Source organism: Flavobacterium sp. FG68 (assembly GCF_057808895.1).
The window spans coordinates 268,073-291,507 of sequence record NZ_JBMDIY010000001.1 but is presented as its reverse complement, the minus strand read 5'-3'; the positions used below and the strand labels follow the sequence as shown (position 1 = coordinate 291,507).

14 protein-coding genes and 1 tRNA gene are annotated in these 23,435 nt (G+C 34.5%); 5 read left to right on the top strand and 10 right to left on the bottom strand.

Annotation, left to right across the window (positions count from 1 at the left end; translation table 11 throughout):
• Positions 1-146 precede the first annotated feature (146 nt).
• The 7 genes from ACODSB_RS01210 to ACODSB_RS01180 form a co-directional block, all read right to left on the bottom strand.
• Positions 147-1,814 carry an alpha-amylase family glycosyl hydrolase gene (locus ACODSB_RS01210; RefSeq protein WP_488935703.1) on the bottom strand — a complete coding sequence of 556 codons (1,668 nt, stop codon included), beginning with the start codon at positions 1,812-1,814 and terminating at the stop codon, positions 147-149.
• Positions 1,815-2,065: 251 nt separating this feature from the next.
• Positions 2,066-3,931 carry a glycoside hydrolase family 13 protein gene (locus tag ACODSB_RS01205; protein ID WP_488935702.1) on the bottom strand — a complete coding sequence of 622 codons (1,866 nt, stop codon included), beginning with the start codon at positions 3,929-3,931 and terminating at the stop codon, positions 2,066-2,068.
• Between the two features lie 174 nt (positions 3,932-4,105).
• Positions 4,106-6,220, bottom strand: a complete 2,115-nt coding sequence (locus ACODSB_RS01200) for a glycoside hydrolase family 97 protein (RefSeq protein WP_488935701.1) — start codon at positions 6,218-6,220, stop codon at positions 4,106-4,108.
• A 28-nt stretch (positions 6,221-6,248) separates the two neighbouring features.
• Positions 6,249-8,552, bottom strand: coding sequence for a glycoside hydrolase family 65 protein (locus tag ACODSB_RS01195; protein WP_488935700.1), 2,304 nt, complete (start codon positions 8,550-8,552; stop codon positions 6,249-6,251).
• Positions 8,553-8,595: 43 nt separating this feature from the next.
• Positions 8,596-9,255 (bottom strand): beta-phosphoglucomutase, encoded by a 660-nt coding sequence (gene pgmB / locus ACODSB_RS01190; protein ID WP_053469993.1) that lies wholly within the window; start codon positions 9,253-9,255, stop codon positions 8,596-8,598.
• Positions 9,248-10,768, bottom strand: coding sequence for an MFS transporter (locus ACODSB_RS01185; protein WP_488935699.1), 1,521 nt, complete (start codon positions 10,766-10,768; stop codon positions 9,248-9,250). Before ACODSB_RS01185 ends, pgmB begins: the two co-directional genes overlap by 8 nt.
• A gap of 177 nt (positions 10,769-10,945) precedes the next feature.
• Positions 10,946-11,977: a LacI family DNA-binding transcriptional regulator gene (locus ACODSB_RS01180; protein WP_053469995.1), complete on the bottom strand. Its 1,032-nt coding sequence runs from the start codon at positions 11,975-11,977 to the stop codon at positions 10,946-10,948.
• Positions 11,978-12,212: 235 nt separating this feature from the next.
• Between ACODSB_RS01180 and ACODSB_RS01175 the strand changes: the two genes are divergently transcribed.
• The 4 genes from ACODSB_RS01175 (at position 12,213) to ACODSB_RS01160 (ending at position 20,613) form a co-directional block, all read left to right on the top strand.
• A complete protein-coding gene (locus tag ACODSB_RS01175) occupies positions 12,213-15,191 on the top strand; it encodes a SusC/RagA family TonB-linked outer membrane protein (RefSeq protein ID WP_488935698.1) in 2,979 nt (992 codons plus the stop codon).
• 34 nt (positions 15,192-15,225) lie between these two features.
• Positions 15,226-16,833: a RagB/SusD family nutrient uptake outer membrane protein gene (locus ACODSB_RS01170; RefSeq protein ID WP_488935697.1), complete on the top strand. Its 1,608-nt coding sequence runs from the start codon at positions 15,226-15,228 to the stop codon at positions 16,831-16,833.
• Between the two features lie 24 nt (positions 16,834-16,857).
• Positions 16,858-17,673, top strand: coding sequence for a SusE domain-containing protein (locus ACODSB_RS01165; RefSeq protein ID WP_488935696.1), 816 nt, complete (start codon positions 16,858-16,860; stop codon positions 17,671-17,673).
• A gap of 72 nt (positions 17,674-17,745) precedes the next feature.
• Complete coding sequence (locus tag ACODSB_RS01160) at positions 17,746-20,613, top strand: alpha-amylase family glycosyl hydrolase (RefSeq protein WP_488935695.1); 2,868 nt, start codon at positions 17,746-17,748, stop codon at positions 20,611-20,613.
• A 116-nt stretch (positions 20,614-20,729) separates the two neighbouring features.
• Here the strand turns inward: ACODSB_RS01160 and ACODSB_RS01155 are convergent, their stop codons facing one another.
• Entirely contained in the window at positions 20,730-20,957 is a 228-nt protein-coding gene (locus ACODSB_RS01155) for a DUF6814 family protein (protein ID WP_053470000.1), read from the bottom strand.
• A 12-nt stretch (positions 20,958-20,969) separates the two neighbouring features.
• Positions 20,970-22,466 carry an MFS transporter gene (locus ACODSB_RS01150; RefSeq protein WP_488935694.1) on the bottom strand — a complete coding sequence of 499 codons (1,497 nt, stop codon included), beginning with the start codon at positions 22,464-22,466 and terminating at the stop codon, positions 20,970-20,972.
• Positions 22,467-22,650: 184 nt separating this feature from the next.
• Between ACODSB_RS01150 and ACODSB_RS01145 the strand changes: the two genes are divergently transcribed.
• Positions 22,651-23,217 carry a hypothetical protein gene (locus ACODSB_RS01145; RefSeq protein ID WP_053470002.1) on the top strand — a complete coding sequence of 189 codons (567 nt, stop codon included), beginning with the start codon at positions 22,651-22,653 and terminating at the stop codon, positions 23,215-23,217.
• A gap of 57 nt (positions 23,218-23,274) precedes the next feature.
• Here the strand turns inward: ACODSB_RS01145 and ACODSB_RS01140 are convergent.
• A tRNA-Phe gene (locus tag ACODSB_RS01140) sits at positions 23,275-23,350 on the bottom strand.
• Positions 23,351-23,435 lie beyond the last annotated feature (85 nt).

The following is a 23,435-nucleotide window of genomic DNA, read 5'->3' as shown; positions in this document are numbered from 1 at the left end:
ACAGATTAAAGGATTTTTTCTTTCGCCACGAATTGCACGAATTTTTCACAAATTTAAATATGATAAATTAATTCGTGGAAATTCGTGGAATTTGTGGCAGACAAATCTGTGTTAATCTTAATAATCTGTGGCTAAAAACTTTGCAGTTAAATTAGTTCTAGTAAAACAATATCAAATTCACTGTCAATAATTACTTTCCCATTAATAACTTCAACATTTTGATTAGAGTAAGTATCTTTTAATTTGGTTCCGTTTGGGAAAATATCGCCAACAGGAAGCTCTTTTCTGCCTTTTGCTAAATCTACTCCCATAACTACCTTGTCTGTATAAACACCTTTTGTGTAGATTCTGGAAAATGTATAAGGCCACGGATTAATCAGTTTGTGAACGCCTGCTCCAACAGCAGGATGATTCCTTCTAAATTGCCCTAATTTCTGCCAATGTAAAAGTGTTTTCTGCGTTTCAGAATTGTTCTGGATATCGTCCCAATTCATATTCGAACGTAAAGTTGCATCGCCATTTGTACCTTCAACAACTAAAGAACGATTCGATTCATCACCATAATAAACCTGTGACATCCCGGGAGAAAGCAATAGTTTAGTTCCGGCTTCAATACCTTTTACTCGATTGGCATCAAAAGGCTGTCCGTCATCGTGTGAAGATATATAGTTTAAAACCGAATATCCTTTTAAATCATTATTCAAAGCATTCGAATATTTCGAAAATAAACCTTCATAATCATTTTGAGCAGCATTCCACTTAAATTCAAAATTTATCATGCTGTTAAAACCATTTTGAAAATAATTTACTTTTCTATCTCCAAAATCATAATCCTGTCCGCCGCTTATTCCGTAACCGTAAACCTCCGCAATTGTGTAAAACGGATTTTGATCTAAAACTTCCAGCGGATGATGTTTTTTCCAGGTTTCAAACGCATAATCACATTGTGTTTTAAAATCGGCCCAAACGCCTTCTTCGGTATGTTTTACAGTATCGGCGCGATAACCGTCAATTCCGAATTCTGTGATATAATCCGTAAGCCATTTTATGATGTAATATTTCGGACTTCTCGGATATCCTGTTCTTTTAAAGAATTCATCTAATGAAGCAATTTCTTTTTCGTAACGACCTTCTTTTTTCCATTTTTCGATTAAGAAAGGAGGAAGTTCTACATTTTGAGTACTTTCTGTTTTTACGTCTGGAAGATTTTCTACCAAAGTACACATTGTAGTATTTTCAAATGATTTATAATCGCAGACAACGCCGGTTCTTACCCAGTCAGAAGGCCAAACGGGATCTTCTGGAGTTACAGGTCCGGTATGATTAATTACGCCATCAAGAATTATTCTGATGCCTTTTTCGTGTGCTTTTTTTATGAGTTTAGCTAAGTCTTCTTTGGTTCCGAAATTCGGATCGAGAGCCGTCCAGTCTTTTGCCCAATAACCGTGAAAACCATAACTAAGGCCAGTTCCTTCGTCAACACCATCATGAATTTGTTCTACAATCGGCGTAAGCCAAATGGCATTTATTCCTAGTTTTTCAAAATATCCTGATTCTATTTTTTTGGTAATTCCGATAATGTCGCCTCCTTCAAATCCGCGTAATTTTCCCGGAGTTTTGGTTCGGTTGAAGTTGATATCGTTTGAAGGATTTCCGTTGTAAAAACGATCTGTAAGTAAAAAATAAACATTTGCCCCTTCCCAAACGAAAGGTGTTTTCGAAGTATTTTCGTTATTCATTGTAACTGATTTTGAGCCAGAACAACTCATTATTAAGTATACTAAAGATAGAGAAAGGAAAGTGTATTTTTTCATTATTTTAGAATATTTTAGGATGCATTGTGTTGAAAAAAAAATAGCCACAGATTAAAGGATTTAAAAGGATTTTTTTTCGTTTGCCACGAATTGCACAAATTTCCACGAATTATTATATACAAAATAAATTAGTGAAAATTCGGGAAATTCGTGGCGAATAAAATCTGTGTTAATCGTATTAATCTGTGGCTAAAATCCTTTGCGTAGACGCACTGCTGTGCGCCTCTACGTTATATGCTTTGTGTGTAATATTATTCCAATTCTAAAACCAAAGCTGATTTTGGCTCCAATGTAATTTCAGTAGCTAAATCGAATGTTTTTCCTGAAATAACATCTTTTCCTGATTTAAAGTTTTTGATGTTTTCTTTAAAACGATTTGTTTTTACAACTTGCTCTTTTGCATTGTTATTGAAAACTACCATTACCGTTTTAGCATCTGTATATCTAAAGTATACATACGTATTGTTTTCTGGAATGTAATGAGTCATTTTTCCGAAGTGAACCGCTTCATTTGATTTTCTCCAAGTGAATAATTTTGAAGTAAAATCAAAGTAAGCTGCTTGTTCTGCTGTTCTTCCTTCTTTTGTAAAAGCATTGTTTTTGTCGCCAGCCCATCCGCCTGGGAAATCCTGACGAATATCGGCATCGCCGCCTTTACCTTTATCACCGCCCATTCCGATTTCTGAACCGTAATACACTTGTGGAATTCCGCGAATTGTAGCCAATAAGGTCATCGCCAGTTTGTATTTTGGTAAATCATATTTGAACTTATCGTTCATACGGTCTGTATCATGATTTTCGGCAAAAACTAGAATGTTATTTGTATTTGGATATAAATAATCCATTGCAAAATTGTTGTAGAATTTGATCAATCCATTGTCCCAGCTTGGTTCATTTTCATTTAAAGCAGAAGTTATCTGACTTTGAAGTGTAAAATCCATTACACTTGGAAGGTTAGAATTGTAATTTTCTATAGCACCAATTTTACTGTCTTTTTGCCAATACGCTAAATTTGCCTGATTGTGCATCCAGATTTCACCCACGATATTAAAATTCGGATATTCATTTGTAATTGATTTTGCCCAATTTGCCATTGCAGTTTGGTCAGAATAATTATAAGTGTCTACTCTAAATCCGTCAAGATTCGCAAATTCAATCCACCAAATGGCATTTTGAGTTAAGTATTTTGCGACTAGAGGATTTCTTAAATTTAAATCCGGCATTGAAGGAACAAACCAACCGTCAACACAAACTTCCTGATCTATTTTTGAAGCGTGAATATCTGTAATTACTTCACGACGGTGATGTGTTTGTGTGAAAGTTTCGAATTGATTGAACCATGTTTTGGTCGGAATATCTTTCATCATCCAGTGCGTAATTCCCCAGTGATTGGTAACATAATCCATAACCAGTTTTAGGTTCTTTTTGTGCATTTCTGCTGATAAACGAGCGTAGTCATCATTTGTTCCGTAACGGGGATCTATTTTGTAAACATCAGATTGTCCGTAAGTATGATACGAATGCTGTTTGTCGTTGTCTTCGCATAAAGGTGTGCTCCAAATTGTTGTCGCGCCAAGAGACGAAATATAATCTAAGTTTTTGATAATCCCTTCGATATCTCCGCCGTGGCGTCCGCTTGGATCTTGACGATTTCCTTTTTCAGTTAAAGAAGCATTACTATCGTTTTTCGGATTTCCATTTGCAAAACGATCTGGCATGATTAAATAAATCAAATCCGATGCATCGTAACTTTTTCGGTCTGCCGAATTTGATCTTCTTTCTTTAAGTGAATATTTCTGAGTAAAAGCAACTTTATTTTTGGTTTTGAAAGAGAAAACCAATTCAGAAGCTTTTAGGTTTTGAGTATCAATTGTAACGAAAAGGTAATTTGGATTTTCTGTTTTTTCTACATTTTTAATCACAACATTATTTGAAACCGAAGCTTCATATTGTGCAATGTTTTTTCCGTAGAACATAATCTGGAGTTCCGGATTTTTCATTCCGGCGTACCAAAATGGCGGTTCTACTTTCTGGATTTGCGCTTTCGCCGAAGCAGAAAATAGTAGAACAAATAGAATTATTTTATAAATCGAATGGTTATTTTTTAGGTTATTCATAGTTTTTCTTTTTAGTTCGATTTCCTGCAAGGTTTCCAAAACCTTGTAGGTATGAATTGAGTAAAGTAAAGCTTTTAGAAGACCTACAAGGTTTTAAAAACCTTGCAGGACGACTATAAAAGATTAAAAAAAAGACAAGCAATCTTGGGGAGGATTACTTGTCTTTTCAGGGTGTTATTTGGTTTCAATAACGCTTATTGCATATCCTCCGCCTGGAGCAGATAACTGCGATAATTTTGATTTGCTTGTTACAGCAATTTTCTTAATTGTATAAGCCTGCGGATTAGTTTTGTAATGCGCATCTTTTGCATCAGCATAAATCGTTGCTGTGTATTTTTTCCCTTTTTCAAGGAAGCTGAAATCGATGTTTGATGTACGCGGAGTTTCTCCGTTTACGTTTCCAATAAACCAGTTGTTTGTTCCTTTTGCTTTACGTGCAACAGTAATAAAATCTCCCGGCTCAGCTTCAATATATTTACTTTCTGACCAATCTACAGCCACATCTTTAATGAACTGGAATGCATCTGGAAAACGGTTGTAGTTTTCCGGTGTATCTGCCGCCATTTGTAACGGACTGTACATAGTTACGTATAAAGCTAATTGGTTCGCCAATGTACTATTTACATGCGATTTATTATCAGGATTCATTTTGCTGATATCCATTTCGAAGATTCCCGGAGTGTAATCCATTGGGCCTCCAATTAAACGTGTAAATGGTAAAACCGTTACGTGATTTGGTTTAGAACCTCCAAAAGCTTGGTATTCTGTTCCTCTTGCTGCTTCGTTTCCAATTAAGTTAGGATATGTTCTGCAAATTCCTGTTGGACGAACTGCTTCGTGAGCGTTCACCATAATTTTATAATCTGCAGCTTTTTCAATTGCATATTGATAATGGTTTACAATCCATTGATCGTAGTGATTTTCACCGCGAGGTAAAATATCTCCAACATATCCGCTTTTTACAGCATCATATCCGTTGTCTTTCATGAATTGATATGCTTTGTCCATATGACGCTCGTAGTTACGAACTGAACCTGAAGTTTCATGGTGCATGATAATTTTGATTCCTTTAGATTTTGCGTATTCGTGCAAACCTTTTACATCAAAATCAGGATAAGGCGTTACGAAATCAAAAACATAATCTTTTGAATGTCCAAACCAGTCTTCCCAGCCTTCGTTCCAACCTTCAACTAAAACAGCATCGAAACCATTTGCAGCAGCAAAATCAATGTATTTTTTTACGTTAGCATTGTTTGCACCGTGCGTTCCGCTTGGTTTTGCTTTTGAGAAATCAGAAACTCCCAATTGTACTGTTGGAAAATCGTTTGTATATGACCAAGAGCTTTTTCCTGTAATCATTTCCCACCAAACACCAACGTATTTTACTGGTTTAATCCAAGAAGTATCATCAATTTTTGATGGGTCGTTTAAGTTTAAAGTCATTTTTGAAGCTAAGATTTCTGTCGCATTATCGCTTACCATAATCGTTCTCCAAGGAGAATGACTTGGTGCCTGCATATAACCTTTATCTCCTTTTGCATCTGGCGTTAACCAAGATTCGAAAACTAAGTTTTTATCATCTAAATTCAAGTGCATACAAGAATAGTTGATCAAAGCCGCTTCGTGTAAGTTGATATAGATTCCGTCGTTTGTTTTTAACATCAAAGAAGTCTGAACTCCTGTTGGTGAAAAAGATTTTTGAGAAACGTTTGCTGTATATGCTTTTTCAGATAAACCTCTAATTTCAGATAATTTCGATTTTGTATAATCATATTCCTGAGTATCATAATCTCCCGGAATCCAGAAAGCAGTATGATCTCCAGTCATGGCAAATTGTGATCTTTCTTCTTTAATTACGAAATAAGTAAGATTCTTTTGTGCCGGAAATTCATATCTAAATCCTAAACCGTCATCAAATAAACGGAAACGAATTACGATTTGTCTGTCTGTTCCTTTTTGGTTTAAAGTTACAGCCAATTCATTATAATGATTTCTGATGTTATCTACTTCTCCCCAAACCGGTTTCCAGGTCTCATCAAAAGTTGAAGTTTTGGTATCAACAACTGTAAAGTCATTTAGTAAAGATTTTTTGTCATCTTTAAGTTCTAGACCTAATTTACTGGTTTTTACAACTTCTTTGTTTTTGTATTTTAAATTGTACGTTGGAGTTCCGTCGTTTTGAAGAGAAAATTCCATTACGAACTTGCCTTCGGGTGATTTTAATTGCTGCGCTTTTGCAACGGTGCTAAACGCAAACAAAATTAAACTTGCGAAAAATAAGTTTTTCATGTTTTTTAGTTTTTAAGTGTATTGTAATTTAATTTATTTGTACAAATTTACTTGCAATCACAGGATTTCCGTTAACTACAATTGTTAAATCTTGATCGCCGTCTACAGTAAATGTTGTTTCGTTATGATTTACAGCTACTTTTAAAATTTGGTTTCTAAAATTAATTTTAAAAGAGTAACCTTTCCATTCTTTTGGAATTTTTGGAGAAAAATGCAATTGATCATTTTTCACTCGCATTCCGCCAAAACCTTCTACAATACTCATCCATGTTCCGGCCATTGACGTGATGTGACAGCCTTCTTCCACTTCTTTATTATAATCGTCCAAATCCAGACGAGAAGTTCTTAAATAGAAAGTATAAGCCATATCCATTTTGTCTAAAACAGCAGCCTGAATCGAGTGTACGCAAGGCGAAAGGGAACTTTCATGAACGGTAAATGATTCATAAAATTCGAAATTACGTTGTAATTCTTCTCTTGAAAAATGATCTTCGAAGAAATAGAAACATTGCAAAACATCGGCTTGTTTGATATAAGGCGAACGTAAAACGCGATCCCAAGACCATTTTTGGTTTATCGGACGTTGTGAACGATCTAAATCTTTTACCGGAACTAAATCTTTGTCTAAGAAACCGTCTTGCTGCAAATAGATTCCTAACTCTTGAGAGGTTGGGAAATACATATCGTTAGCTACTTTTTTCCATTCGTGAATTTCATTCGAAGTAAGGTTTACTTTTTCTAAAACACGTTTGTGATCTGCCGGATATTCTAAAGCTACTTTATTGATTTGATCTGCAGCAAAATCAATACACCATTTTGCAATATAATTAGTGTAGAAATTATTGTTGATGTTGTTTTCGTATTCGTTTGGTCCTGTAACTCCAAGAATTACATACTGATTTTTCTCTTTTGAGAAAGAAGCTCTTTGGTGCCAGAAACGTGCAATACCAATCAAAACTTCTAAACCTTTTTCTGGTATATAAGAGTAATCGCCCGTGTAACGGTAATAGTTGTAAATCGCAAAAGCAATCGCACCATTTCTGTGGATTTCTTCGTGTGTGATTTCCCATTCGTTGTGACATTCTTCACCGTTCATGGTAACCATTGGGTATAACGCTGCTCCGTTTTTGAAACCTAAATTATCTTTGGCATTTTCAATCGCTTTGTCTAATTGATTGTAACGATAAGTCAATAAATTTCTCGCAACTTGCTGATCTTTTGTCGCCATGTAAAACGGAATACAATACGCCTCAGTATCCCAATAAGTTGACCCGCCGTATTTTTCTCCGGTGAAACCTTTTGGGCCAATGTTTAATCGGCTGTCTTTTCCTGAATACGTTTGGTTTAATTGAAAGATGTTGAAACGAATTCCCTGCTGTGCTTTTACATCGCCTTCAATTGTAATATCTGACATTTCCCAGATTTTTGCCCAAGCTTCAACTTGATTTTGAAGTAAAGCATCATATCCTGAATTTACTGCCGATTTTATTACTTTTTCAGCTGCGGCCAAAGTGTTTTCGTGGTTTAAAGAAACGGTATACCCACCAATTTTTTGAATTGATGAGGTTTGTCCTTTTGCAATAATAGTTCCGTAAGTATACTGAACTTTATCTGTTGTTGAATCGATTGTAGATGGTGAAACATGAATATCTTCTCCATTTGCCAAAATCGTATTGTGCATGAAAGTCGTAACTTTAAAATGCGTCTTAAACGTTTGAGCGGTTACAAAAGCTTCGTTTGTGCCTTTTTTAACTTCAAGCGGTTCCCAGAATTTTTCTTCCCAGTTGGCATCTTCATTGGTTACGCCAGCGTCAACGTAAGGTTTGTAAACGATTTTTGCATCTTTGTTTAAAGGTGTAATATCGTATTTAATGATTCCGGCTTCGTCTAGATCTAAGGAAAGAAAACGACGAACGTTAACGGCGATTTCGGTTCCGTTTTTTAGAACTGCTTCAAAAGAACGATTGTACCAACCTTCTTTCATGTTCAATTCTCTGCGGAAGTTTCTAACTTCGGTACAATTATTTAAATCAAGATTTTCTTCGTTGATTTCAATGTCAATTCCTATCCAGTTTGGAGCATTTAAAACTTTGGCAAAATATTTCGGATATCCGTTTTTCCACCAGCCTACTTTTGTTTTGTCCGGATAATAAATCCCAGCGATGTAACTTCCCTGAAAAGTTTCTGCTGAATATGTTTCTTCAAAATTGGCGCGTTGTCCCATAGCACCGTTCCCGATACTAAAAAGACTTTCAGACGATTTTACTCTCTCGGCACCAAATCCTTCTTCTATAATTGACCAATTGTCTGGTTTTATATAATCTTGGTTCATTTGTTTTTAAAGTGTTTTTCGTGATTGATTGATTTATGATTGATTATTTTGTGATTAATGATTCGATAAAGTTTTCATCCATTACAGTGAAATCTTTAAAAATGAAATCAGCCTCATGCAAAATTGTTTCCTCACCAATTCCCACACTTACCATTTCTGCAATATTTGCTGCCTGAATTCCGGCAACAGAATCTTCAAATACAATTGAATTTTTTGGATCAATGTTTAATAATTGAGCCGCTTTTAAGAAAACTTCCGGATCTGGTTTTGCATTGGTAACGTCGTTTCCGTCCACAATAACATCGAAGTAAGAGATGATCCCTGTTTTTTCTAAAATTGGTCTTGCATTTTTACTGGCAGAGCCCAATGCAATTCCTTGGTTTTTATCTTTTAATAGTTGCAGCGTTTTAAAAACACCAGGAAGAATCTCGTTTTCGTCCATGTCAACTAAATAAGATAAGTAATCTTCATTTTTTTGAATTAACCATTTGTCTTTGTCTTCCTGAGAAGCCTGAACATTTCCTAATCCAAGTATAATATCCAACGAACGAACTCGGCTCACGCCTTTTAAAAGTTCGTTGTCTTCATGCGTAAAATTTATATTTAGAGATTGTGCAATTTTCTGCCAGGCTAAAAAGTGGTATTTAGCGGTATCAACGATCACTCCGTCAAGATCGAAGATGAATGCTTTTTTATTATTCATGAATTTCAATTTTAGTTCTGCTATTTACTCTAAGTGTAAGTAATCCGGCAAATATCATCGATACACCTCCAATTATTAAGGCGTAAATAGGTTCGTTGTGAAAGAATTGTTTAATTACAAATCCTAAGATTGTAGCGGCTACAATTTGTGGTATTACGACAAAAAAGTTGAAAACTCCCATGTAATAACCCATTTTTGCAGCTGGCAAAGCTCCAGAAAGCATAGCATAAGGCATGGATAAAATACTTGCCCATGCAATACCAACTCCTAACATTGGCAGGATCAGCATTTGTTTATCACCAATAAAATAAATCGAAATTAAACCAACACCTCCAGCGCATAAGGCCAATAAATGTGTTGCTCTAACGCCTACTTTTTTTGCAATAACCGGTAATAAAAAAGCTACGGCCGCAGCGACTCCGTTATAAACCGTAAATAAAACAGAAACCCAGTCAGCAGCATCATTGTATACTTTAGAAGTGGTGTCTGTTGTACCAAATATATGCTGTGTAACGGCTTGTGTGGTGTAAATCCACATGGAGAAAAGCGCAAACCAAGAAAAAAATTGAACCCAGGCTAATTTTTGCATTGTTCTTGGCATATTCAATAAATCGGTCATGATTATGGTAAATCCATTCTGAACTTTTTTAGTTCGTAATTGAGATGCAATTACAAATAAAACGCCCATAAAAATCAATCCGATGAACAAAATATATAGCTCTTTTGCAAGGCTGTTTTCGAAAATTAAAAATGAAACTAATCCTCCAATAGCGGCAAATATTAATCCTAAAAACAATTGTTTTTTAATTGTAACACCTGTTTCTGCTTCTGAATTTAGAGCATCTTTATCTAAATCTTTTTTACTGTTGGCTTCAAATGCATGAAGTTCTTCGGGCGTATATTCGGTTGTTTTAAAAACAGTCCATAGAACAGAAAGCAGGAAAACAATTCCGCCAATGTAGAAAGACCATTTTACGGCATCCGGAATAATTCCCTTAGGAGCAACGTTGCTTACATCAAAAACATTTGTGAAAAGATAGGGCAAAACAGAACCAACAACAGCACCTGTACCAATAAAGAAACTCTGCATTACAAAACCTAATGCACGCTGATGGTCTGGTAAATTATCGCCAACAAAAGCACGGAAAGGTTCCATTGAAACGTTTATCGAAGCATCCATGATCCATAGAGTTCCTGCCGCAATCCACAAAGTAGGAGAGTTTGGCATAACGAATAATGCGATTGAAGACAAAATAGCTCCAATTAAAAAATAAGGGCGACGTCGGCCTAAACGAGTCCAGGTTCTGTCACTGAAATAACCAATAACGGGCTGAATAATTAAACCAGAAACAGGCGCAGCAATCCACAAAATTGGGATTTCATCTATTTTAGCACCAAGGGTTTCAAAAATTCTTGAAGTATTTGCGTTTTGCAGTGCAAAACCAAACTGTATTCCTAAGAAACCGAAACTCATGTTCCAAATTTCCCAGAAACTTAATTTACGCTTTTCCATTATCGTAATTTGTGAAAAATTATACGATAAGCGCTTTGCTTATCAAAACTTACTGTTTTTTCGAAGTAAAAGTAAAAGCTTTGACGGCCGTAAAAGTATAAATTATTTTTAGATATATGCTAACAAAAAAGCCATAAATATTTTTTATGGCTTTAGAAAGTGTTGATTTTAAGAATTTTAGTCAGTAGATTCTCTTTTTATTAAATGTGTTTCTATAACTTCTGTTGTGTAGTTTTCGTTTTCTTCTTCGTCATCATCATGCTCGGCTTCCAGTCTTTCAATTAGCATTTTAGCCGCTTTATTTCCCATTTTTTCTCCACTTTGACTTACGGTTGTGATACTTGGAGTGGAGTATTTTGAGATAATTCCGTCAGTAAAAGCAATCACGGCTAAATCTTCGGGAACTTTTAATCCCATTTTAGATGCCGTTTTGATAATCGTTACTGCAAAAAGTTCATTTACAGCAAAAACAGCGTCGAAAGCCCGATCATGTAAAAGCTGACTAATCGTGATTTCGCAAGTGTCAACGTCTTCAATTTTAATAATTAAATCTTCATTGAAGGGAATTCCGTTGTCTAAAAGTGCTTTTTCGTAACCATCTGTTCTCAATTTTCCAACACTAACGTAATCGACTGTAGTTACTAAAGCAATCTTTTTTCTTCCATTATCAATCAAACTTTGAACGGCTTCATAAGCAGCAGCTTTATCATCAATAATAACTTTATCGCATAAAATATCGTTGGTCACGCGATCGAACATTACAACCGGCATTCCTTGATTGATAACTTCTGTAATGTGGTGAAAATCACCTTTAAACTGGGTTTCTTTAGAAAGAGACATGATAAAACCGTCGATACTTCCGTTGGCTAACATTTCCATATTCAAGACTTCTTTATCAAAAGAATCATCAGATAAACAGATCACAACGCTGTATCCATTTTCGTTAGCAACCTGCTCAATTCCGTTGATTACTGTAGAGAAAAAATAATGTACAATTTCCGGAATGATAATACCAATACTTTTGGTTTTTCGATTTTTTAAACTAAGGGCAATATTGTTCGGTTTATAGTTGTAAAACTTTGCAAAAGCCTGCACTTTTAATCGTGTTTCTTCTCCAATTTCAAGGCTGTTTCTGAGTGATTTTGAGACAGTTGAAATAGAGACATCGAGTTCCTTTGCAATCTGTTTTAAGGTTATTTTGCGTTTCATGGCGTGAATTGAAAAAAATCTAATTAATAATAAAGGTATCTGAAATTTTTATAATTGGCAATTTTTGACTTAAAAGATTACAAAAAATAGAAAGTTTTCAACACTACCACGTTTTCGTAAACCAATTAAAAATGCCTCTCGTCGACCGTGTTAATAAATTCCTAATTTTGAAATTCGAAGTAAAATTAAAAACTTAACTAACAATCACAAACTCAAATTAATTTAAACAAAAAGTATGAAAACAATTTACAAAAAGTTGTTATTTTTATTCCTATTGTTGCCGTTTACAGTGTTAGCTCAAAACACTTTAAGCGGGACTGTTGTCGATAAAGCAACAGGTCAGCCAATACCAGGAGTAAATGTAAATGTACAAGGTGCTCCAAGCGGTGCATCAACAGGATTTGATGGTAATTACCAGCTGTCAAATGTTAAAAGCGGAAACAAAATTGTAGTTTCTTTTATTGGTTACAAAACGCAAACGATTGAGTATGCCGGACAAAAAACTCTAAACGTTTCTTTAGAAGAAGATACAAATCAACTTAAAGAAGTTGTAGTACAAGTAGGTTATGGAACTGTTAAGAAAAAAGACGCAACAGGTTCAGTATCTCAAATTTCGGCTAAAGAGTTTAACAAAGGTATTAACGTAACTCCGGAAAGTTTAATCAGCGGTCGTATCTCTGGTGTAAACGTAGTGGGGGGCGGAGCTCCTGGAGCGAAAGCTGATATCAGAATTCGTGGAGGATCTTCTTTAAGTGCTTCAAATGAGCCTTTAATTGTTTTAGACGGACTTCCTTTAAGTAATGATGTGCCAAGTGGAGCTACAAGTATTTTATCTACTATTGATCCTAATGATATTGAATCATTTACAGTATTAAAAGATGCATCTGCTGCTGCTATTTATGGATCTCGTGCAGCGAGTGGTGTAATCGTTATTACAACTAAAAAAGGAGCAAAAGGTGGTGTAAAAGTTAATTTTAGTTCTCAGGTTGGTATTAATACAGTTGCAAATCAAGTTGATGTTTTAGATGCTGATCAATTTCGTGCGTTAGTCAACGAAAAAGGTTCTGCTGCTCAAAAATCTTTACTTGGAACAGCAAATACAAACTGGCAGGACGAAATTTTCCATACTGCTTTAACAACAAACAACAATATCTCTGTAAGCGGTGCTTTATTTAATAAATTACCTGTACGTTTATCTGTTGGAAATGTTGATAATCCTGGAATCCTGAGAAACACTTCTTTTGAAAGAACTACGACATCGATATCGTTAAATCCTGTTTTATTTGATAATCATTTAAAAATTGACGTTAACGGAAACTTATCTTTTGGTAAAAATCAATTTCAAGATGAAGGAGCTGTAATTGGAAGTGCAATTGGATATGATCCAACACAACCAGTTTATGAAGCAGGTTCTCGTTATGGAGGTTATTTTGAATGGTTAGAGCCTACCGGAAATGTGCCGTTATTACCAGCAAGAAATCCTGTGGCAAGATTAAATCAAGATGATAGAAGAGCTACTTCAACAAGAAAATGGGGAAATGTTAGATTAGACTACAAATTCCATTTCTTTGAAGATTTAAGAGCAGTTGTTGAAGCTGGTATCGATAGATTTGACAGTAACGGAAATACTACAGTAAGTACAGAGAGTATTTTAGGTTATCAGCCAAAACCATTTAATGGTCCTGATTATGTGAATTTAGGAAACTATTCTAAATATACAGATATGCTTCAAAATAAAAACTTGAATGCTTACTTTAACTATACTAAGGATTTAGGAAAAATTAAAATTGATGCGACTGGCGGTTATAACTATCAATTGTTTCAAAGAGAAAAGTATAAATCGGGAGAATTAAGACAGCCAAATCCTAACACAGATATTGAAACACTTCCAGATGTTAATTTACAGTCTTATTTTGGACGTGTTAATTTAGGATATGATAGTAGATATTTAGTAACTGTAAATTACAGAAGAGATGGTAGTTCTCGTTTTTCTGAGAAATACAGATGGGGAGATTTTGGAGGTGTTGCTTTAGCTTGGAATGTAGCTGAAGAATCTTTCCTAAAAGATAATCAAACATTGTCAAGTCTTAAATTAAGATTTGGTTATGGAACAACTGGACAACAAGATGTTACTACAGCAGCATATGATTACCTAAAAAGAGTAACACTGGGTACAATTAACACACAGTACATTTTTGGCGGTAAGGTTTATTCTACTGCAAGACCTGAAGGTTATAATGAAAATATTAAATGGGAGGAATTGACAGAGATGAACGTTGGTGTAGATTTCGGATTCCTAAATGACAGAATTACTGGAACAGTAAACTATTTTGATAAAAAATCAAGTGATTTATTGGCAGATGTTGTGGTTCCAGATGGAGCAAATATTAGAAATTCAGGAATTTATAATATTGGTAGTGTTAGAACTAAAGGTCTTGAGTTCAATATTCAATCGGATATTATTAAAAGTGATAATTTGACTTGGAATGTTGCTTTTAATACAACTTATATTGACCAAAAAATTGATGATTTAGGTACTACAGTTCCTGGTTTTCAAGGATATTTAACGGGAGATGATATTGCAGGAGGAGCAGGAAATAAAATACAAGTTAACTCTGTAGGTTACGCTCCAAGATCATTCTTGGTATATGAGCAATTATATGATTCAAATAAAAAACCAATTGCAGGTGCTTATGTAGATAGAAATGGTGATGGAAAAATTGACGCTTCAGATCGTTACAGATTCCATAAACCAGCTCCAGATTACACTTTTGGTTTGTTCTCTACTTTAAACTACAAAAAGTTTGATTTTACAATGAACTGGAGAGCAAGTTTAGGAAATTATATTTTTGACAACGTAAGTTCTAACTTAGGATACTCCGATGCAGCTTTAAGAAGAGATTCAGATTTATCTAATGTTAGTACTGATTACCTAAACACAGGTTTTAGATATGAAGATAATGGTACACAACGTTATTTATCTAACTATTACATAAAAGATGCTTCTTTTATAAAATTAGATAATATCACACTTGGATATACTTTCGACAAGTCATTAATTAAAACAGCTTCATTAAGATTTACAGCTGGAGTTCAAAATGTTTTTGTACTTACGAAATATAATGGTTTAGATCCTGAAAGATTCAACGGAATCGATAACAATGTGTATCCAAGAGCTAGAACTTTCTTGTTTGGAGTAAATGCAAATTTCTAGTAGAATATTGAAAACAAATTTAAAAACACACAAAATGAAAATATCATTTAAATATATATCTTATTTTTTCCTACTTGTTTTAGGATTAAATATGACGCTTACTTCATGTACGAGCGACTTGGATGTAACGCCGACTGATGATGATGAATTTTTATCAGAAAAATTCTTTCAGGATCCGGCATCATATAAACAAGTTTTAGCGAAATTATATGCTGGTTTGTATGTTGGAGGTAATGATGGTGACGGTCAGCCAGATATCTCTGGAATTGGAGGGGATTTTAGTAGTTACTTACGTTTACTTTTTGTAACACAAGAGTTTACTACAGATGAAGCAATTATTGCTTGGGCTGATGGAACATTGCCAACATTGAATTCTCAAACTTGGTCTCCGGCTAATGAATTTTTAGCAGGAACATATTCAAGAGCATTCTATGAAATTAGTGTTGCTAATGAATTTTTAAGACAAACGACAGATGAAAAACTTACTGCAAGAGGTGTTGATGCTACTTTAAAAGGTGAAATCGCAACATTTAGAGCAGAGGCTCGTTTCTTAAGAGCTTTTTCTTATGTTAATTTAATGGACTTATTTGGTAATGTGCCAATTACTACAGAAAATGACCCAGTTGGATTCTTTTATCCAGTTCAAAAATCAAGAGCAGAAGTTTTTGCTTTTGTAGAATCAGAATTAAAAGATTTAGATAATAGTCTGGCTGCTTCTAAAGCAAATGAGTACGGACGAATTGATAAAACGGCAGCTAAATTTTTATTGGCTCAGATTTATTTAAATTCAAAAGTTTACACTGGAGTTGATAAATTTAATGAAGCGGGTGCATTATCTGCTGATATTATTAATAATTCAGGATATACATTTGCTAATGTTCCTTACAGCTATTTATTCTCTGCAGATAATGATGTAAATGGAGCTCAGTCTGAGTTTATTTTCCCAGTAATCAGCGATGGTAATGCTATTAGAGCTACTGGAGGAGGAATGAGTTTTATTCTTCACGCTTCTATTGGAGGTAGTATGGACGCTTCTTCTAGAGGTATGGATGGTGGATGGCAGGGAATCAGAACTCGTAGAGAGTTTGTAAATCTTTTCCCTGATGAAACTGCAACTGGAGATAAAAGAGGAACGTTTTATACAAACGGACAATCAAAAGATATTAAAAATGTTGGAACTTTTACAGATGGTTATGCTGTAACAAAATACATTAATAAAAAATCTGATGGTTCTGCAGCTCAAAGAAATGATATCCCTGATACAGATTTTCCAATGTTCAGATTATCTGATGTATATTTAATGTATGCTGAAGCTGCTGTAAGAGGAGCGGCATCTGCAAATACAGGAACAGCAGTTGGTTACATTAATCAGCTTCGTACAAGAGCAAACGCTGCAAATATTACTGCTGCTCAATTAACTCTTGATTTTATTTTGGATGAAAGAGGAAGAGAATTGTTTTGGGAATGTCACAGAAGAACCGATTTAATTCGTTTTGGAAAATTTACTGGCGGATCTAAAATCTGGCAATGGAAAGGAGGTTCTATTAATGGAATTGCTACCGAGTCTTATAGAGATTTAATGCCAATTCCTTCTAGAGTTATACAAGCTAACCCAACTTTAAAACAAAATCCAGGATACTAACTAACCTTATAAAAAATATTAAAAATGAAAAATATACATAAAATTTTAATCGCTTTCATCGGTGTTTTAGCAGTTTCGTGTAACGCAGATGATGTTGAAGACAGACCAGTAATTGAAGCAGCAACAGCTCCAGTTTTATTGACTCCTAAATCTGATTTCACTATTGTGCTTTCTAAAGAAACAGAAAATGAAGTGGCAACAACAGTTGTGTGGAATGATGCAGCATACAGCGGATCATCAACAGTTGTGAACTATACAGTAGAAGTTGCAAAAGCAGGAACAAGCTTTGCAGCACCTGTAACAGTTACAAATACAACGGAAAGATTTGTAGCTTTAACGGTATCTGAATTAAATTCAGCATTAGTTAACGGAGGATTTGTTGAAAAAGAAGCAAACAAAGTTGATATTCGTATTAAAGCTGTTGTAGGTGCTTCTGGGCTTCCTCAATATTCTAATGTTTATACTATTACAGCTACTCCATACCACGTACCATTAGCTAGTTCTCACTGGTTAGTTGGAGCTGCAACTCCAGGAGGATGGACATGGGCTGGTGATGCTGAAACTGAATTCCCATTAGTAGTTGGTAAAACAGATGTTTATAAAGTAACTATCGTTCTTAAAAGCGGAGAAGCATTTAGAGAATTCTTAGGAAATAACTTTACAAGCGATGGTAACTGGGATTCTAGTCATAACTACACTTACTATTCAGGTCAAGGATTTACTATTGATCCAGAATTAGTAAATGCAGGAGATGGAGACAGTAACTTTAAATATACTGGACCAACAGGATCAAGAGTTCTAACGATTGATAATGGTGCAAAAACTATAACATTAGACTAATTCCTAATGTAGATAAACAAAAGGGCTATCTGAAGATAGCCCTTTTTTAATCATTTACCTAACCGAATTATTATGAAAAAAACTTTACTCTTATTTTCCCTTTTGTTTTCTGTGCTTTCATTTGCGCAGATACAGCAGGCGACCTATTCTGTTAGCCCTGCAGCTTTTGAAGAAACTACTTCTATAACTATTACAGTTAACGGGGCAAGTATTAATGAAACTACATGGGGAGTTGCAGATCATTCTCTTTATATGTGGGCATGGGCTTTTGACACAAACGATACTACACAAAAAGGTACTCCAAACAATGGTTCTTGGGAAGCTTCAAGTGATGCCAGTAAGTTTACTTATAATGCAGGAACAGATACTTATACAAAAACAATTGTTCCAACAACATATTACAACACTACAGGAATTGGAAAAATTGGTTTTTTAATTAAAGCTAAAAACGGAACAGGCGATAAAAAGTCTCAGGATATTTTAGTTGAGGTAGGATCTTTTCAGGTAAATCTATCTGCACCAGTTGAAAATAGCGCAACAATTATAGCTTCTGGTTCTAACTTTACTATCACAGCGACAAATACAAACGGAAACGCAAGCTATTCTTTAAAAGCAAACGGAACTGTTATCAATACAAATACAAGCACAGCAAGTTACTCGTATTCGCATACTAATATTACAGGTAATCAAAGTTATGAATTAAGCGCAACACAGGGAGCAGTTACAATAGTAAAAAAGTTCTCGGTTGTAGTAAATCCTAATACCGTTTCAGCGGCTATGCCGGCAGGATTGGTTGACGGAATTAATTACAATAGTGCAGATGCTACAAAAGCAACTTTGGTTTTAGATGCACCTTTAAAAGATTTTGTTTATGTAGCCGGAAGTTTCAATAACTGGCAGCCAACTTCGGCGTATGCCATGAAAAAAGATCCGACTTCTGGTAAATTTTGGTTAGAATTGACGGGTTTAGTTTCGGGAGTAAATAATACGTACCAATATTGGGTTGTAGATGCGACGCCGCTTGCAAATTCTCCTGCAATGGTAAAAACTGCCGATCCGTATTCGACTTTGGTTTTATCTCCTTATGATGATCCGGGAATTCCTGCAGCTTCTTATCCAAATATTCCTGCGTACCCAGCAGGGCAACAATTTGAAGTTACAGTACTTAAAACTGGACAAACTCCTTATAATTGGCAAGTAACGAACTTTACAAAACCGGCAAAAGAAAAATTGGTTGTTTATGAAGTTTTAGTTCGTGATTTTGATGCTGCTAAAAATTATCAAAGTTTAATAGATAGGATAGATTATTTTAAAAATCTTAAAATAAATGCAATCGAATTAATGCCGGTAATGGAATTTGAAGGCAATGAAAGCTGGGGTTATAATACTTCATTTCACATGGCTTTGGATAAATTTTACGGATCATCTGATAAATTGAAAGAATTGATAGATGTATTCCACCAAAACGGAATCGCAGTTATTCTTGACGTTGCGCTAAATCACGCTTTTGGAAGAAATCCAATGGTGAGAATGTGGATGAAAGATCCTGATGGAGACGGTTTTGGATCTCCAACGGCCGAAAATCCATATTTTAATATGGTTGCGAAACATACTTATAGTGTTGGAGAAGATTTTAATCATCAATCACTTAAAACACAGTATTATGTTAATCGTGTTATCAAACAATGGATTGAAGAATATAAAATCGATGGTTTCCGTTGGGATTTAACAAAAGGATTTACACAGGCTTGTACAGCTTCAGATGAATCTTGTACGAATGGATATCAGCAGGATAGAGTTGATATTCTAAAAAAATATGCTGATTATTCATGGAGTTTAGATCCAACACATTACACCATTTTTGAGCATTTAGGAACTGATACAGAGGAGCAGCAATGGGCAAATTACAGAATTGCCGAAACACCAAGCAAAGGGATTATGATGTGGGGAAAAATGACAGATCAATATAATGAATTGTCAATGGGATACACAAGTAATATTACAAGAATGTCAAGTGCAAGTCGTGGTTTTACAGCAAACCGTTTAATGGGTTATGCGGAAAGTCATGATGAAGAAAGACTGATGTATAAAAATATACAATATGGAGCTTCAAATGGAACATACAATGTAAAAACATTAAATACAGCTTTATCAAGAATGTCTGCTATTGGAGCAGTTTCTTTACTGGTTCCGGGGCCAAAAATGATTTGGCATTTTGGAGAATTAGGGTGGGAGAAATCTATTTATACCTGTAATGATGGAACTGTAAACGATGCTTCAGCAACAATAGCAGGAGATTGTAAATTAGATACAAAACCACAGCCGCAATGGGTAAACAATTGGTTGGGAGATTCAAATCGTAGTAAAATCTACAACGATTGGGCAAAAATGATTACGTTAAAAACGGTAGAGCCGGTATTTTTAGGAACTTCTACAATTACAAATGCTAATTCATCAACAGTAAACATCAAAATTACAAATGCAAGTTTAGCTTCAACACAATTAAAAGATGTTGTGATTTTAGCCAATTTTGGTACTTCTGCACAAAATGTTGCAACAGGCTTTCCTTACACAGGAACTTGGTACAATTTAATGGATAATACAACAATAAATGTTACCGATGCAAATGCTGCAATAAGTTTACCAGCTGGAGAATACCGAATTTATGGTAATAAAACGGCAAATCTAGCTATCGAAGATTTTGAAAAACGAAATACAGTGAGTTTATATCCAAATCCGGTTTCAAATTACTTTACCTTAAATACTGCTTTTACAAAAGTTCAGGTTTATTCAGTTTCTGGACAATTAGTAAAAAGTTTTGCTTCAAATGGTAATGCTGATTTTCAATTTGGTGTAAGCGAATTACAGACAGGATTATATGTCGTAAAAGCTTCAGATGAAAATAATAAAGTTCAGGTAATGAAGTTTATCAAAAAATAAACGCTGAAAAATATATCTCTAACAGATTAAAAATTTGGTTTGGTTAGTAATGAGAAAGGGCTGTTCTATTGAAAAATAGACAGCCCTTTTCTGGTTTAGTTGTTTATTGTTTTCGTTTATTTCTTTTTATCGTTGTATTCTCCAATCACGGCAAAATAACCAAAAGTTCCTAAGCCCAAAACAATAAGTGGCGTTAGAATAAAAAGAATAATGATGCCAAAAACTAAATCATCTTGCTGGTCTGATAATAATTTAGGTAAGCCAAATTCAAACACGCAGAAATAAGCGGCTGCAACTGCCAAAATAACCCATAAAACGCCTAAAGTTTGTTTGATTTTGTCCATGTTCATAAAATGTTAAAGATGATTAATTTTGTTTTTGTTGTCTATGTAAATCATTCCAATCACAAAGCAGATTGAAGCTATAATAATAGGATACCAAAGTCCGTCAAGATAAAAATCACTTTTTCCGGCCGCTTTTGCATGTGTTACAAAATAAGTGGAAATTGCCGGCAGTAAACCTCCAAAAATTCCATTTCCTACATGATAAGGAAGTGACATTGAAGTATACCTGATTTTAGCTGGAAACATCTCAACCAAAAATGCCGCAATTGGCCCATAAACCATTGTAACAAATATAACCTGAATGAAAACTAAAAAAATTAATGTCCATTCATCGCCAGAATTGATATTAATAATAACACTGCTTTGAGATTTCTTCTTATTAGCAAAATCTGTCTTCTTTTCAATATACGTAGTTCCGTCAGTATAGGTTTTTGAAAATGTGGTAATTACATCATTATTTTTTGCTGTTTCCATATTTTGGGTTGTTCTTTCTACGATTTCGGTTTTGTAATTAACATCAGTAGTATTGTAAATCATCTTATATATAGGTCTGTAAAACAAAATAGCAAGCAGCATTCCAGACATCATAATATACTTTCGGCCTACTTTATCACTCAGCCATCCAAAAACAATAAAAAACGGAGTACCTAATAATAATGCAATTCCCAGTAAGCTATCAACCTGAGAAGATTCTACATTCATAACCGTTTTCATAAAACTCATAGCATAGAATTGACCGGTATACCAAACAACACCTTGCCCCATTGTGGCTCCAAACAAAGCCAGTAAAACAAATTTTAGATTGTATCTATTACCGAAACTTTCCTTTAGCGGATTTGTACTTGTAGTCCCTTCCTTTTTCGCTTTTGCAAAAACAGGCGATTCATCCATATTTTTTCGAATCAAATAAGAAACACCAACCATAACAATAGAAACCCAAAAAGGAACGCGCCATCCCCAGGAATCAAAAGCCTCGCTTGAAAGTATATTTTTAGTAGCCAGAATTACCATTAAAGAAATAAACAACCCAACAGTTGCTGTGGTTTGAATCCACGAAGTCCAATATCCTTTTTGACCAACAGGAGCATGCTCTGCAACATAAGTAGCCGCGCCGCCATATTCTCCGCCAAGTGCTAAACCTTGTAATAAACGTAAAATCAAAACTAATAAAGGAGCAAGGAAACCAATCGTTTCGTAACTCGGAATACATCCTATTAAAAAGGTAGAACCTCCCATTAATAATAACGTAGCCATGAAAGTATATTTTCTGCCAATTATATCGCCTAATCTTCCAAAGAACAAAGCTCCAAAAGGTCTAACAACAAATCCGGCAGCAAAAGTGGCTAAAGTCGATAAAAAAGCAGCGGTGGGATTATCACTGGGAAAAAATTTTGTAGAAATTACAACGGCCAAACTTCCAAAAATATAGAAATCATACCATTCAATCATTGTTCCCATAGAAGAGGCAGAAATTACTTTCCAAATGCCTTTAGTAGAAGTTTTACCCATAAAAAACGCTCTGTGTTTTTAATAATAAATAAAAAGCTATAATACGATTTCACGAATATAACGGATATTTTTTTATTTAGTTAATACTTTTTTAACAAAAACAACTTAAAATTTGACTTATAAGATTTAACTGTTTAATTTACATTTGAAATTAATTAAATGAGAGTAAAAGTTTAAAATTATTATGAAAAAGAAAATAGGGCTGTTAATCGTTTTTTTAATTTTAAGTGCATGTACAACTCGAAAAGAAGCGGTGTATAAAAAAAATGAATGCAGTATTTTAATTGTTCCTCCAGAAGATTTGGCTTCAAATTACAAAGCATTTTATTCTTCTTCATATTTCAACATCAATCAGTTTGAAGATTTTGATAAAATAAAAAATGGAATTCTTATGTGTCGTTGGAATGAAGGTTTTAAGAATTCTACTTTTTTGATAGTTGACTTTGATAAAGAATTCAATGCTATCAAAAAAAGAGAAAATTCAACGGAGGCAGTAATTCTTTCTTTGGAAGAAAAAATGCGCCTAAAAAATATCTTAGAAATTTTGAAGAAAGAGAGCTACTATCAAAATTGTGCACATGATCATGGACATGCATCATTATATATATTAGAAATAAGACATAATGATGAAAAGATAGTTCAGTATTATTCACCTATGAATCATCCCTATGAAATAGTAACATCAAATGCTAACATTAAATTAGTCCAAGACGTATTTGGTATAATGGATCGTTGCTATTATAGAAAATGATTGATGTTTTTCAGGAAAATATGTAAAAACAAAAAACCCACTCGGTTGAGTGGGTTTTGGTGGTACCTCCAGGGATCGAACCAGGGACACATGGATTTTCAGTCCATTGCTCTACCATCTGAGCTAAGGTACCGTGTGGTGCTTATTGCGGGTGCAAAGATAGAATCATTTTTCGTTTATCCAAAACATTTTTTTAAAAAAATCAATTCGTATCTTCG

Excerpts from the sequence above, each read along its gene's own strand:
- ACODSB_RS01210 (WP_488935703.1), bottom strand. The coding sequence starts at position 1,814 with ATGAAAAAATACACTTTCCTTTCTCTATCTTTAGTATACTTAATAATG.
- ACODSB_RS01205 (WP_488935702.1), bottom strand. The coding sequence starts at position 3,931 with ATGAATAACCTAAAAAATAACCATTCGATTTATAAAATAATTCTATTT.
- ACODSB_RS01200 (WP_488935701.1), bottom strand. The coding sequence starts at position 6,220 with ATGAAAAACTTATTTTTCGCAAGTTTAATTTTGTTTGCGTTTAGCACC.
- ACODSB_RS01195 (WP_488935700.1), bottom strand. The coding sequence starts at position 8,552 with ATGAACCAAGATTATATAAAACCAGACAATTGGTCAATTATAGAAGAA.
- pgmB (WP_053469993.1), bottom strand. The coding sequence starts at position 9,255 with ATGAATAATAAAAAAGCATTCATCTTCGATCTTGACGGAGTGATCGTT.
- ACODSB_RS01185 (WP_488935699.1), bottom strand. The coding sequence starts at position 10,768 with ATGGAAAAGCGTAAATTAAGTTTCTGGGAAATTTGGAACATGAGTTTC.
- ACODSB_RS01180 (WP_053469995.1), bottom strand. The coding sequence starts at position 11,977 with ATGAAACGCAAAATAACCTTAAAACAGATTGCAAAGGAACTCGATGTC.
- ACODSB_RS01175 (WP_488935698.1), top strand. The coding sequence starts at position 12,213 with ATGAAAACAATTTACAAAAAGTTGTTATTTTTATTCCTATTGTTGCCG.
- ACODSB_RS01170 (WP_488935697.1), top strand. The coding sequence starts at position 15,226 with ATGAAAATATCATTTAAATATATATCTTATTTTTTCCTACTTGTTTTA.
- ACODSB_RS01165 (WP_488935696.1), top strand. The coding sequence starts at position 16,858 with ATGAAAAATATACATAAAATTTTAATCGCTTTCATCGGTGTTTTAGCA.
- ACODSB_RS01160 (WP_488935695.1), top strand. The coding sequence starts at position 17,746 with ATGAAAAAAACTTTACTCTTATTTTCCCTTTTGTTTTCTGTGCTTTCA.
- ACODSB_RS01155 (WP_053470000.1), bottom strand. The coding sequence starts at position 20,957 with ATGGACAAAATCAAACAAACTTTAGGCGTTTTATGGGTTATTTTGGCA.
- ACODSB_RS01150 (WP_488935694.1), bottom strand. The coding sequence starts at position 22,466 with ATGGGTAAAACTTCTACTAAAGGCATTTGGAAAGTAATTTCTGCCTCT.
- ACODSB_RS01145 (WP_053470002.1), top strand. The coding sequence starts at position 22,651 with ATGAAAAAGAAAATAGGGCTGTTAATCGTTTTTTTAATTTTAAGTGCA.